Genomic DNA, 13,234 nt, shown 5'->3' on the forward strand with positions numbered 1-13,234 from the left:
ACAGCCGATGGGCTACCGCATCCTGGAGACCGACGACATCCCCGGCTACCTGCACGAGCGAGGCCACTGGGAGGACGTGACCGACATCCACGTCCGCGAGGTCTCCGACGGCAACGTCAACCGCGTCTTCCTCGCCTCGAACGCCGCCGGCACCCGCGGCCTCGCCCTCAAGCAGGCGCTGCCCTGGGTCCGGGTGGCCGGCCCCTCCTGGCCGTTGAGTCCCGACCGCTCCGACGCGGAGGCCCGGGCGTACGCCCAGCTGGCCAAGGTGGCACCGGACGAGATCCCGGCGATCCACGGCTACGACGCCGAGAACCACGCCCTCGTCATGGAGGACCTCTCCGACCTGGAGGTGCTGCGCACGGTCCTGAACGAGGGCGCCGCGTACGGCCCGCACACCTCGCCGGGCATCGGCCGACTGGTCGCCCGGCTCTCCTTCGCCACCAGCGACTTCGGCCTGCCGTCGGCCGAACGCAAGGCCCTGATCGCGGCCTCGGTCAACCCCGAACTGTGCGGGATCACCGAGGACGTCGTCCTCTCCGAGCCGTACCTCGAGCACGAGCACAACCACTGGCACCCGGGCCTGGACGACCTGGCGGCCTCCTTCCGCGCCGACGCCCGCCTGCGCACCGAGGTCGCCGACCTCCGCCACACCTTCATGACCAGCGCGCAGGCCCTCCTCCACGGCGACCTGCACACCGGCAGCGTCATGGTCGGCGCACGCGCGGGTGCCCCGGTGGTCCGGGTCTTCGACCCCGAGTTCTCCTTCGTCGGCCCCATCGGCTTCGACCTCGGCCTGTACTGGGCCAACACGCTGGTGTCGGAGCAGCGCGCCCGCGCCCTCGGCACCCTCATCGACCACGGCGACCAACTCCGCCTCTCCTGGGAGGCGTTCGAGACGGAGTTCCGCCGGCTGTGGCTCACCCGCGTCGATACCTTCTTCGACGACGCCCACCTGGACCGCTTCCTGCACCGCGTCTGGAGCGAGTCCCTCGGCTACGCGGGCACCGAGATCGTCCGCCGCATCATCGGCTACGCCCATCTGACCGACCTGACGACCCTCCCGGACCCGGTCCCGGCGTCCCGGCGGGCGCTGCTGCTGGGCCGCGAACTGATCGTCGGCCGTGCCCAGTTGCCCGACGTGGACGCCGTACGCGCGGTCGTGGACTCGCTCGGCTGATCTCCGCCACCCCCACGGACATCCGCGCACGCGAAAGGGGCGGCTCCGTCGGCGTGGAGCCGCCCCTCTCGCTGTTCCGGCTCCTCGTGCGGGAGGAGCCGTCCCTCATCCGTTCCGGCCCCGGTCAGGGGGGAGGGGCCGGCCGGGACCTACTTCTTGTCGAGCAGGTCCTGGACCTTGTCGCGGACCTCGTCCGTGGCCAGGCCCCGGATGGTCAGCGTGGTGCGGCGGCGCAGCACGTCGTCGGCCGTCTCGGCCCACTCGTGGTCGCGGGCCCACACGACCTGCGCCCAGATCTCCGGGGCGTCCGGGTGGACGCGCTCGGCCAGCTCCGGGCTCTCGTTCGCCATACGGGCGATGTCGAAGGCCAGTGAGCCGTAGTGGGTGGCCAGGTGCTTGGCGGTGTCGGCGGCCATGCGCGGGCCGGGCGCCGGGTGGTCCACCAGGAGACGGTGGGCGACCGCGCGCGGGTTGGCGACACCGGGCAGCGGGAGCTTCTTCGGCAGCGAGGAGATCGGCTCGAAGTCGTCGCCGAGCGGGTGGCCCGGCAGCGCCTCCAGCTTCTGCATGACCGTGCGGCCGATGTGCCGGAAGGTGGTCCACTTGCCGCCGGCGACGGACAGCATGCCGGCCTTGCCCTCGGTGACGACGGTCTCGCGCTTGGCCTTGGCCGTGTCACCGGGGCCGCCCGGCAGCACGCGCAGGCCGGCGAAGGCGTAGGTGATCAGGTCGCGCTGCAGCTGCTGGTCGCGGACCGAGAAAGCTGCCTCGTCCAGAATCTGGGCGATGTCCTTCTCGGTGACCGCGACGTCCGCCGGGTCGCCCTCGTACTCCTCGTCGGTGGTGCCGAGCAGCAGCATGTCCTCCCAGGGGAGGGCGAAGGTGATGCGGTACTTGTCGATGGGGGTCGCCAGCGCGGCCTTCCAGGGGGAGGTGCGCTTGAGGACCAGGTGGGCGCCTTTGGACAGGCGGATGGACGGCGCCGCGTTCGGGTCCTCCATCCGGCGCAGGTGGTCGACCCAGGGGCCGGTCGCGTTCAGCACCAGGCGGGCGTTGACCCCGAACTCCGCGCCGGATATGCGGTCCCGGAGGTCGGCGCCGGTGACCCGGCCCTTGGTGAAGCGCAGGCCGGTGACCTCGGCGTGGTTGAGGACGACCGCGCCCGACTCGACGGCCGCGCGGACCGTCATCAGCGCCATGCGCGCGTCGTTCATCTGGTCGTCGCCGTACACGGCCACGGCCTTGAGGTTCTCGGTGCGCAGCTCGGGCACGTCCTGCGCCGCCTTGGCGGGGGAGAGCAGGTGGCCCACGCCGTCACCGAACGCGGAGAGCGCGGAGTAGGCGAAGACGCCCGCGCCGAGCTTCGCCGCGCCGTGCGGCCCGCCCTTGTACACCGGGAGGTAGAAGGTGAGCGGGTTCGCCAGGTGGGGGGCCACCTGGCGGGAGACCGCACGGCGCTCGAAGTGGTTCTCCGCCACCAGCTTCACCGCGCCGGTCTGCAGGTAGCGCAGACCGCCGTGGAGCAGCTTGGAGGAGGCGGAGGAGGTGGCACCGGCGAAGTCGCCGGCGTCGACCAGCGCCACCCTGAGTCCGGACTGCGCGGCGTGCCAGGCGGTGGAGATGCCCAGGATGCCGCCGCCGATCACAAGAAGGTCGTACGACGCCTTGGAGAGCTGCTCCCTGGTCTCGGCCCGGCTCGGGTTGGAGCCGGAGGCCGGGTGCGTCCCCAGGGCAGGCACGGACTGCAGGGTGGGCTGACTGGTCATTTCGGGTTCTTACTCCTAGTCAGAGTTGGCTGGGCGGTCCGGGCCGCTCAGTCCTCGTCCTCGATCCAGCCCATGGTCCGGTCGACGGCCTTGAGCCAGTTCTTGTACTCACGGTCGCGGGTGTCCGCGTCCATCTGGGGGGTCCACTCGGCGGCCCGGCGCCAGTTGGCGCGCAGTTCGTCCGTGCTGGACCAGAAGCCGACGGCCAGGCCGGCGGCGTAGGCGGCGCCGAGGCAGGTGGTCTCGGCGACCATCGGGCGTACCACCGGTGCGTCCAGGTAATCCGAGAGCGTCTGCATCAGCAGGTTGTTGGAGGTCATGCCGCCGTCGACCTTCAGGGCCACCAGCTCGTCGCCGGAGTCCTTGACCATCGCGTCGGCGATCTCCCGGGTCTGCCAGGCGGTCGCCTCCAGGACCGCACGGGCGAGGTGCGCCTTGGTGACGTACCGGGTCAGGCCGGCGATCACACCGCGGGCGTCGGAGCGCCAGTGCGGAGCGAACAGGCCGGAGAAGGCCGGTACGAAGTAGGCGCCGCCGTTGTCCTCGACCGAGAGCGCGAGCGTCTCGATCTCGGCCGCGGTGGAGATCAGGCCCATCTGGTCCCGCATCCACTGCACCAGCGAGCCGGTGACGGCGATCGAACCCTCGAGGGCGTACACGGTCGGCTGGTCGCCGATCTTGTAGCCGACCGTGGTCAGCAGGCCCGCGTAGGAGTTGATGATCTTGTCGCCGGTGTTCATCACCATGAAGGTGCCGGTGCCGTAGGTGGACTTGGTCTCGCCCTCGGAGAAGCAGGTCTGGCCGAACAGGGCCGCCTGCTGGTCGCCGAGCGCGGAGGCGACCGGGATGCCGCCGAGCAGGTCGCCCAGCTTGCCGCCGGTGACCTCGCCGTAGACCTCGGCGGAGGAGCGGATCTCCGGCAGGATCGCCAGCGGGACACCGATGGACTCGGCGATCTTCTCGTCCCACTGCATGGTGTGCAGGTTCATCAGCATGGTGCGGGAGGCGTTGGTCACGTCGGTGACGTGGTGGCCGCCGTTGACACCGCCGGTCAGGTTCCAGATGACCCAGGTGTCCATGGTGCCGAAGAGGATGTCGCCCGCCTCGGCGCGCTCCCGCAGGCCCTCGACGTTGTCGAGCAGCCAGCGGGCCTTGGGGCCGGAGAAGTACGAGGCCAGCGGGAGGCCGGTCTCGCGGCGGAAGCGGTCCTGGCCGACGTTGCGCCCGAGCTCCCGGCACAGGGCGTCGGTGCGGGTGTCCTGCCAGACCAGGGCGTTGTGGACGGGCTCACCGGTGTTCTTGTCCCACAGCACGGTGGTCTCGCGCTGGTTGGTGATGCCGATGGCCTTGATGTCGTCGCGGGTGATGCCGGCCTTCTGGATGGCTCCGGCGACGACCTCCTGGACGTTGGTCCAGATCTCGTTGGCGTTGTGCTCGACCCAGCCCGGCTTCGGGAAGATCTGCTCGTGCTCCTTCTGGTCGACGGAGACGATCCGGCCGTCCTTGTCGAAGACGATGCAGCGCGAGGAAGTCGTGCCCTGGTCGATGGCCGCGATGAACGGGCCTGCGGTGTGGGCGTCGGTCACTGTGTGCTCCTGAAAGATCCGTGGTGATGAAGCTGTACGTACGGCGCGTGCTGGAAGACTCGGTGCTTCTTAAGCAAAGGCGACGTTGTAGATGCCTGCAGCGATAGCGGCGCCGATCAGCGGACCGACCACCGGGATCCAGGCGTAGCTCCAGTCGGAGCCGCCCTTGTTGGGCAGGGGCAGGAGGGCGTGCACGATGCGCGGACCGAGGTCACGGGCGGGGTTGATCGCGTAGCCGGTCGGGCCGCCGAGGGAGAGGCCGATGCCGACGACCACCAGCGCGGTGATCAGGGCGCCGATGGTGCCGAGACCGTTGCCCTTGTCGTTCAGGCCCTGCGTGAGGACGGCGAGCACCAGCACCACGGTGCCGATGATCTCCGTGAGGAGGTTCTGCACCACGTTCCGGATCTCCGGACCGGTGGAGAAGATGCCCAGGACCGGGCCGGCGCCCGTCTCCTGGGCCTCGACGGCCTTGGCCTCCGTGGCCTGCGCACCCGGACCGCCGACGATCTCCTTGTCGGTGAGGTGCGCGTGGAACTGGCCGTAGTAGGCGACCCAGACCAGGGTGGCGCCGATCATGGCGCCGAGCAGCTGGCCGCCCCAGTAGACGGGCAGGTTGCTGAAGTCCTTGTCCTTGATCGCGAGCGCGAGCGTCACGGCCGGGTTCAGGTGGGCGCCGGAGAGCGGCGCCGAGGTGTATACGGCCGTCAGAACGGCGAAACCCCACCCGAAGGTGATGGCGAGCCAACCGGCGTTACGGGCCTTGGAGGCCTTCAGCGTCACGGCGGCGCAGACGCCGCCACCGAGCAGGATGAGTATGGCGGTACCGATGGTCTCGCCGATGAAGATGTCGGAGCTGGACACCCGCGACTCCTTTGTCCTTCGTCCAGGGAAGCCGAACCCCGGGTCCCACCGGGGGTTCTGGCGCCCTCGGGGGTGAGAGCGATTCCGGCCCTTGGCGTTGCCACACTCTAGCGCGTATTGCCGGTAGGTGTTCGACAATGCCGACCGATGGACGGGAGTCTTGCTTCGGCGTTACGCATGCGTCAAGAGTTCTGTTATCGAAAACAGGATCGTTATTGATCGCTGTTGGTTATCGCTCTTCGTGCGCTGACGTACCTTCTCACCCGTTATGTCCATTTCAGGGTATGGCGAGAACCGGAACGCCGCCTCGCGTCCCGGTCGTCCCCGTGGGGTTATCCGCTGGTCAGCGGCGGATCGCCCGCCCGCTCAGAACCGCCCCGCGCCCAGGTCGCGGGAGACCGCGCGGGCGCAGTCCCGTACCGCCGCGATCAGGTCGGGGCGCAACGAGCCGTCCAGGCCCAGCCGTTCCACGGCGCCCGTGATGCCGACGGCACCCACGGGCATCCGGCGCCGGTCGTGGATGGGCGCGGCGACCGAGGCCACGCCCTCCCAGGTCTCCTCCACGTCCGACGCGTACCCACGCGCGCGTGTGAGGTCGAGGATGTGCTCGAAGTCCGCCAGCTCGCACACCGTGCGGTCCGTGAAGGGCTTGCGGTCGGCCTCCAGCGCCTCGCTGTGCGCCACCGGGTCATAAGCCGACAGCACCTTGCCCAGTGCCGTGGAGTGCAGCGGCTGCATGGCCCCTATCTCCAGCACCTGCCGGCTGTCGTCGGGCCGGAAGACGTGGTGCACGATCAGCACGCCCTGCTGGTGCAGGACGCCCAGATACACGCTCTCCCCGCTGGCCCGGGCCAGGTCGTCGGTCCACACCAGGGCCCGCGCCCGCAGCTCGTGCACGTCGAGGTAGGTGGTGCCCAGGCGCAGCAGCTCGGCGCCCAGCTGGTAGCGCCCGGAGATGTCGTCCTGTTCAACGAAGCCCTCCTGCTGGAGGGTGCGCAGGATGCCGTGGGCGGTGCCCTTGGCGAGGCCCAGTGACGAGGCGATGTCCGACAGGCCGAGCCGTCGCTCGCCGCCCCCGAGCAGCCGCAGCATCGCGGCCGCCCGTTCGAGCGACTGGATGTTCCGTGCCATCGCCGTCCTGCCCTCCGTCCACTTCGACCGTCCCGAACAGCATCGAAGACACCGTTCGGCAATGTCGAACACTACCGGTCCATGTCGGCCTCCCGCTAATGGTCGGACGACACCTGTTACATCTGCCGTGGCCTGCAAGTGGCGCCCCGGCCATCCGGGCTCGGCCACTCGAGTCCGCCTCGTGGACGCCGCTGCCCATCCAAGCCCACTCCCGGTTACTCTGACGCCGTGCCCCTTGCCCGGTCCCGCCGGGCAGACCGCATAGCCGACAGCCGTCGCACTCCAGGGAGCCCCTTCATGGCCTCGTTGCCAACGACCCCTTCCGCCGACACCCGGACCCGTGCGTCCGCACTCCGAGAGGCACTGGCCACCCGCGTGGTGGTCGCCGACGGAGCGATGGGCACGATGCTCCAGGCCCAGGAACCGACCCTCGAGGACTTCCAGCACCTCGAGGGCTGCAACGAGATTCTCAACCTCACCCGGCCCGACATCGTCCGCTCCGTCCATGAGGCGTACTTCGCCGTGGGCGTCGACTGCGTCGAGACCAACACCTTCGGTGCCAACCACTCCGCGCTCGGCGAGTACGACATCGCCGACCGCGTTTACGAGCTGTCCGAGGCCGGCGCCCGCGTCGCCCGCGAGGTCGCCGACGAGTTCACCGCCAAGGACGGCCGGCCCCGCTGGGTCCTCGGCTCCATCGGCCCGGGCACCAAGCTGCCCACCCTCGGCCACGCCCCCTACACCACCCTGCGCGACGCCTTCCAGCGCAACGCCGAGGGCCTGGTCACCGGGGGCGCCGACGCGCTGCTCGTGGAGACCACCCAGGACCTGCTGCAGACCAAGGCCGCCGTCCTCGGCGCCCGCCGGGGCCTCGCCGCCCTCGGCCTGGACGTGCCGGTGATCGTGTCGGTGACCGTCGAGACCACCGGCACCATGCTGCTCGGCTCCGAGATCGGCGCGGCCCTCACCGCGCTGGAGCCCCTCGGCATCGACATGATCGGCCTGAACTGCGCCACCGGCCCGGCCGAGATGAGCGAGCACCTGCGCTACCTCGCCCGCACCGCCCGTATCCCGCTGTCCTGCATGCCCAACGCGGGCCTGCCGGTCCTCGGCAAGGACGGCGCCCACTACCCGCTGACCGCGCCGGAGCTGGCCGACGCCCAGGAGACGTTCGTCCGCGAGTACGGCCTCTCGCTGGTCGGCGGCTGCTGCGGCACCACCCCCGAGCACCTGCGCCAGGTCGTCGAGCGGGTCCGGGGCCTCACCCCGCCCGAGCGGCAGCCGCGGCCCGAGCCCGGCGCCGCCTCCCTCTACCAGAGCGTGCCGTTCCGCCAGGACACCTCCTACCTGGCCATCGGCGAGCGCACCAACGCCAACGGCTCCAAGAAGTTCCGCGAGGCCATGCTGGACGCCCGCTGGGACGACTGTGTCGAGATGGCACGCGAGCAGATCCGCGAGGGCGCGCACATGCTCGACCTGTGCGTGGACTACGTCGGCCGCGACGGCGTCGCCGACATGGAGGAGCTGGCCGGCCGTTTCGCCACCGCCTCCACCCTGCCGATCGTCCTCGACTCCACCGAGGTCGACGTGCTCCAGGCGGGCCTGGAGAAGCTCGGCGGCCGCGCGGTGATCAACTCCGTCAACTACGAGGACGGCGACGGCCCCGACTCCCGCTTCGCCAAGGTCACCAGGCTGGCCCAGGAGCACGGCGCCGCTCTGATCGCGCTGACCATCGACGAGGAGGGCCAGGCCCGCACCCCCGAGAAGAAGGTCGAGATCGCCGAACGGCTGATCGACGACCTGACCGGGAACTGGGGCATCCTCGAGGACGACATCCTCATCGACACCCTGACCTTCACCATCTGCACCGGTCAGGAGGAGTCCCGCAAGGACGGCATCGCCACCATCGAGGCGATCCGCGAGCTGAAGAAGCGGCACCCGGCCGTGCAGACCACGCTGGGCCTGTCGAACATCTCCTTCGGCCTCAACCCGGCCGCCCGCATCCTGCTGAACTCCGTCTTCCTGGACGAGTGCGTCAAGGCGGGCCTGGACTCGGCGATCGTCCACGCCTCCAAGATCCTGCCGATCGCCCGCTTCGACGAGGAGCAGGTCACCACCGCCCTCGACCTCATCTACGACCGCCGCAGCGAGGGCTACGACCCCCTCCAGAAGCTGATGGCCCTGTTCGAGGGCGCCACCGCCAAGTCCCTGAAGGCCGGCAAGGCCGAGGAGCTGGCCGCCCTCCCGCTGGAGGAGCGCCTCAAGCGCCGCATCATCGACGGCGAGCGCAACGGCCTGGAGGCCGACCTCGATCTCGCGCTGGCCGACCGCCCGGCCCTGGACATCGTCAACGAGACCCTCCTGGACGGCATGAAGGTCGTCGGCGAGCTGTTCGGCTCCGGCCAGATGCAGCTGCCGTTCGTCCTCCAGTCCGCCGAGGTCATGAAGACGGCCGTCGCCTACCTCGAACCGCACATGGAGAAGTCGGACGCCGAGGGCAAGGGCACCATCGTGCTGGCCACCGTGCGCGGCGACGTCCACGACATCGGCAAGAACCTCGTCGACATCATCCTGTCCAACAACGGCTACAACGTCGTCAACCTGGGCATCAAGCAGCCGGTCTCCGCGATCCTGGAGGCCGCCGAGGAGCACCGGGCCGACGTCATCGGCATGTCCGGTCTGCTGGTCAAGTCCACGGTGATCATGAAGGAGAACCTGGAGGAGCTGAACCAGCGCGGCCTCGCCGCCCGCTTCCCGGTCATCCTCGGCGGCGCCGCCCTCACCCGCGCCTACGTCGAGCAGGACCTGCACGAGATCTACGAGGGCGAGGTCCGCTACGCCCGCGACGCCTTCGAGGGCCTGCGCCTGATGGACGCCCTGATCGGCGTCAAGCGGGGCGTGCCCGGCGCGCAGCTGCCCGAGCTGAAGCAGCGCCGGGTCCGGGCCGCGGCCGCCCTCCAGGTCGAGGAACGCCCGGAGGAGGGGCACGTCCGCTCCGACGTCGCCACCGACAACCCCGTGCCGGCCCCGCCGTTCTGGGACACCCGCGTCGTCAAGGGCATCCAGCTCAAGGAGTACGCGAGCTGGCTGGACGAGGGCGCGCTGTTCAAGGGCCAGTGGGGCCTCAAGCAGGCCCGCACCGGGGACGGGCCGACGTACGAGGAACTGGCGGAGACCGAGGGCCGCCCCCGCCTGCGCGGCCTGCTCGACCGGCTCCAGACGGAGAACCTGCTGGAGGCCGCCGTGGTCTACGGCTACTTCCCGTGCGTCTCCAAGGACGACGACCTGATCATCCTGGACGAGCGGGGCAACGAGCGCACCCGGTTCACCTTCCCGCGCCAGCGCCGCGGCCGCCGGCTGTGCCTCGCCGACTTCTTCCGCCCGGAGGAGTCGGGGGAGACGGACGTCGTCGGCCTCCAGGTGGTCACCGTCGGCTCCCGCATCGGCGAGGAGACGGCCAAGCTCTTCGAGTCGAACTCCTACCGCGACTACCTCGAACTCCACGGCCTGTCCGTGCAGTTGGCGGAGGCGCTGGCCGAGTACTGGCACGCCCGCGTCCGCGCCGAACTCGGCTTCGCCGGCGAGGACCCGGCCGACATCGAGGACATGTTCGCCCTGAAGTACCGGGGCGCCCGCTTCTCCCTCGGCTACGGCGCCTGCCCCGACCTGGAGGACCGCGCCAAGATCGCCGAACTGCTCCAGCCCGAGCGGATCGGCGTCCACCTGTCCGAGGAGTTCCAGCTCCACCCCGAGCAGTCCACGGACGCGATCGTGATCCACCACCCGGAGGCGAAGTACTTCAACGCCCGGTGAGGTGCTCGGCGCCCCGTGAGGCGCGTCGCACAGCACACTGATCGGATAAGTCGTACACTGGTCGGTCCACCGCAGGCCGGTTCCCTGTCCGGGAACCGGCCTGGTCGTCCCTCAAGGAGGTGCGCCAGGATGACCAGTACGGTCCCCGCGCTCGGAACCCGTACGGCCGAAGGCTCAGCCCTGCAGGCCGTGCTCCTCGACATGGACGGCACCCTGGTGGACACCGAGGGTTTCTGGTGGGACGTGGAGGTCGACGTCTTCGCCGCGCTGGGCCACACCCTCGACGAGACCTGGCGCCACATCGTGGTCGGCGGCCCCATGACCCGCAGCGCGGGCTTCCTGATCGAGGCCACCGGCGCCGACATCACCCTCGCCGAGCTGACCACGCTGCTCAACGACGGGTTCGAGGAGCGCATCGGCCGCTCCCTGCCGCTGATGCCGGGTGCCGCCCGGCTGCTCGCCGAGCTGTACGAGTACGAGATCCCGACCGCCCTGGTCTCCGCCTCGCACCGGCGCATCATCGACCGCGTGCTGGCCTCCCTCGGCCCCCAGCACTTCGCCCTGACCGTGGCCGGCGACGAGGTGTCGCGCACCAAGCCGTACCCGGACCCGTATCTGCTCGCCGCCGCCGGGCTCGGCGCCGAGCCCGCCCGGTGCGCGGTGATCGAGGACACCGCGACCGGCGTAGAGGCCGCGGAGGCCGCGGGCTGCCGGGTGGTCGCCGTGCCCTCGGTGGCCCCCATCGCGCCGACCGACGGGCGTACGGTCGTCAGCTCGCTCGAAGAGGTCGACCTGGCATTTCTGCGCGGCCTGATGACGGAAATGCGCTAGCCGTTCACCCAGCGTGCAAAGTCCATTGGACGCGTTGGACAAAAATCCGGGGCAGTACACCGGCATGGAATTCGAAGCGGGCCGCCCGGCCGAATTCCGGTAACCGCCAACCCAGTTGGAAGTGTGACGTTCCCCACGTGTGACGGGCTCGACAACGTTGCCCGAGTGTGCAGATCGGCCCCGTTTGGGGTCGACTGGCGTGCCTTTGTGTCCCGATTGATGGAACGCTGCACCAAACCTGCCGCTGTCGGGTTTTCGGTGTGTCCACACCCGGTTTCACTCCGTGATGGGGACTCAACTCACGCGGCTGTGAACCCTCCTGCGGGCGCGGTCTAATCTCGTCGCGAGAACATCGCCGCAACCCCCGTGACCCGCCGCACCACCCATGCATGCCGGGTACACGGATTCGAACAGTCCTGGAGAAAGTCCCGCATGAACCGCAAGACTTTGGTGCTGCCGGCAGTCGCCGGCCTGCTCACGCCGGTTCTCGCCGCGTGCGGCGGATCCGACAGTGGCAGCAACAGCGGGAACGCCATCGTCGTCGGCACCACGGACCGGTTCACCGTCACGAGTGACGCGCCCGCGCCCCTCGACCCCGCCTACGCCTACGACGTCGGCACCTGGAACATCCTGCGCCAGACGGTGCAGACCCTGATGACCCAGCCCAAGGGCGAAGGCGACCCGGTGCCCGAGGCGGCCGAGAGCTGCTCCTTCACCGACAGCGGCAACGAGCGCTACGCCTGCAAGCTGCGCGACGGCCTGTCGTTCGCCAACGGCGACAAGGTCACCGCCGAGGACGTCAAGTTCTCCATCGAGCGAGCCCTGCGCATCAAGGCCGACAGCGGTGTCGCCGCTCTGCTGAACACCATCGACACGATCGAGACCCAGGGCGACCGCGAGGTCATCTTCCACCTCAAGACGGCCGACGCCACCTTCCCGTACAAGCTGTCCACCCCGGTCGCCGGCATCGTCGACCCCAAGGACTACGCCAAGGGCAAGCTGCGCGACGGCTTCGAGGTCGACGGCTCCGGCCCCTACAGCTTCAAGGCCGACGTCAAGGACAACGCGATCGTCAGCGCCACCTTCACCAAGAACGCCTCCTACAAGGGCAGCCTGAAGGTGAACAACGACCAGGTCGTGATCCGCTCCTACGACGACGCGGACGCCATGGGCGCCGCCATCGACAAGGGCGACATCGACGTCATGACCCGCACCATGTCGCCGGCGCAGATCGACAAGCTGGACAGCGGCTCCGACAAGAACGTCGACCTGGTCGACATGCCGGGCCTGGAGATCCGCTACCTGGCCTTCAACACCAACGCGCCGACCGTGAAGAACAAGGCCGTCCGCCAGGCCATGGCCCAGGTCATCAACCGCGGCGAACTCGTCTCCAAGGTCTACGGCACCCAGGCCGAGCCGCTGTACTCGCTCGTCCCGGCGACCCTCACCGGCCACTCCAACTCGTTCTTCAACAAGTACGGCGACCCCAACGTCGCCAAGGCGAAGGACCTGCTGGCCAAGGCCGGCGTCACCGCCCCGGTGAAGCTGACGCTGCACTACACCACCGACCACTACGGCTCGGCCACCAAGCAGGAGTTCGAGATCCTGCAGAAGCAGCTCAACGGCAGCGGTCTGTTCGACGTCAGCATCCAGGGCCACCCCTGGGCGACCTTCCGGCCCGCCGAGCAGAAGGGCCAGTACGACGTCTACGGCATGGGTTGGTTCCCCGACTTCCCGGACGCGGACAACTACGTCGCGCCCTTCCTCGACAAGGACAACTTCCTCGGCTCGCCGTACTCCAACAGCACCATCCAGCGCACGCTGATCCCGGAGTCCCGCCGCGAGGCCGACCGGCTCAACGCCACCAAGAGCCTGACCGAGATTCAGGACACCGTCGCCGAGGACGTCCCCGTACTGCCCCTGTGGCAGGGCAAGCAGTACGTCGCCGCACGGGACGACATCACGGGCGTCTCCTACGCCCTCAACTCCTCCTCGACGCTTCAGCTGTGGGAACTCGGCCGCGGAGTCAGCGGCTGACGTTCCTCCTTGTCCGGGGCGCGAAA

Annotated in this window: 8 protein-coding genes; 4 read left to right on the forward strand and 4 right to left on the reverse strand. The window is 69.6% G+C overall.

Features of this window, described 5'->3' with window-relative positions; all coding sequences use genetic code 11:
- The first annotated feature begins 7 nt into the window (after positions 1–7).
- Positions 8–1,180, forward strand: a complete 1,173-nt coding sequence (gene mtnK / locus BEK98_RS13930) for an S-methyl-5-thioribose kinase (RefSeq protein ID WP_094216810.1) — start codon at positions 8–10, stop codon at positions 1,178–1,180.
- 149 nt (positions 1,181–1,329) lie between these two features.
- Here mtnK and BEK98_RS13935 read toward each other — a convergent pair whose 3' ends face one another.
- The 4 genes from BEK98_RS13935 to BEK98_RS13950 all read right to left on the reverse strand — a co-directional run bounded on the left by BEK98_RS13935 (position 1,330) and on the right by BEK98_RS13950 (position 6,527).
- Positions 1,330–2,946 carry a glycerol-3-phosphate dehydrogenase/oxidase gene (locus tag BEK98_RS13935; protein WP_094216811.1) on the reverse strand — a complete coding sequence of 539 codons (1,617 nt, stop codon included), beginning with the start codon at positions 2,944–2,946 and terminating at the stop codon, positions 1,330–1,332.
- 47 nt (positions 2,947–2,993) lie between these two features.
- Positions 2,994–4,532 carry a glycerol kinase GlpK gene (gene glpK, locus BEK98_RS13940; RefSeq protein ID WP_094216812.1) on the reverse strand — a complete coding sequence of 513 codons (1,539 nt, stop codon included), beginning with the start codon at positions 4,530–4,532 and terminating at the stop codon, positions 2,994–2,996.
- Between the two features lie 69 nt (positions 4,533–4,601).
- On the reverse strand, positions 4,602–5,396 hold the full coding sequence (locus BEK98_RS13945) for an MIP/aquaporin family protein (RefSeq protein WP_094216813.1): 795 nt from the start codon (positions 5,394–5,396) through the stop codon (positions 4,602–4,604).
- A 366-nt stretch (positions 5,397–5,762) separates the two neighbouring features.
- Positions 5,763–6,527 (reverse strand): IclR family transcriptional regulator, encoded by a 765-nt coding sequence (locus BEK98_RS13950; RefSeq protein WP_094216814.1) that lies wholly within the window; start codon positions 6,525–6,527, stop codon positions 5,763–5,765.
- A 297-nt stretch (positions 6,528–6,824) separates the two neighbouring features.
- Here BEK98_RS13950 and metH point away from each other — a divergent pair, with 297 nt between their 5' ends.
- The 3 genes from metH (at position 6,825) to BEK98_RS13965 (ending at position 13,208) form a co-directional block, all read left to right on the forward strand.
- Entirely contained in the window at positions 6,825–10,340 is a 3,516-nt protein-coding gene (gene metH / locus BEK98_RS13955; protein WP_094216815.1) for a methionine synthase, read from the forward strand.
- A gap of 129 nt (positions 10,341–10,469) precedes the next feature.
- Positions 10,470–11,171 (forward strand): HAD family hydrolase, encoded by a 702-nt coding sequence (locus tag BEK98_RS13960; RefSeq protein ID WP_094216816.1) that lies wholly within the window; start codon positions 10,470–10,472, stop codon positions 11,169–11,171.
- A gap of 432 nt (positions 11,172–11,603) precedes the next feature.
- On the forward strand, positions 11,604–13,208 hold the full coding sequence (locus BEK98_RS13965; protein ID WP_094216817.1) for an ABC transporter substrate-binding protein: 1,605 nt from the start codon (positions 11,604–11,606) through the stop codon (positions 13,206–13,208).
- Positions 13,209–13,234: the final 26 nt, after the last annotated feature.

It is taken from the genome of Streptomyces diastatochromogenes, from assembly GCF_002242805.1.
GTDB lineage: Bacteria > Actinomycetota > Actinomycetes > Streptomycetales > Streptomycetaceae > Streptomyces > Streptomyces diastatochromogenes.

What these genes read in the sequence shown, in the direction of transcription:
- metH (WP_094216815.1), top strand. Translation starts at nt 6,825, where the DNA reads ATGGCCTCGTTGCCAACGACCCCTTCCGCCGACACCCGGACCCGTGCG.
- BEK98_RS13960 (WP_094216816.1), top strand. Translation starts at nt 10,470, where the DNA reads ATGACCAGTACGGTCCCCGCGCTCGGAACCCGTACGGCCGAAGGCTCA.
- BEK98_RS13950 (WP_094216814.1), bottom strand. Translation starts at nt 6,527, where the DNA reads ATGGCACGGAACATCCAGTCGCTCGAACGGGCGGCCGCGATGCTGCGG.
- BEK98_RS13965 (WP_094216817.1), top strand. Translation starts at nt 11,604, where the DNA reads ATGAACCGCAAGACTTTGGTGCTGCCGGCAGTCGCCGGCCTGCTCACG.
- BEK98_RS13935 (WP_094216811.1), bottom strand. Translation starts at nt 2,946, where the DNA reads ATGACCAGTCAGCCCACCCTGCAGTCCGTGCCTGCCCTGGGGACGCAC.
- mtnK (WP_094216810.1), top strand. Translation starts at nt 8, where the DNA reads ATGGGCTACCGCATCCTGGAGACCGACGACATCCCCGGCTACCTGCAC.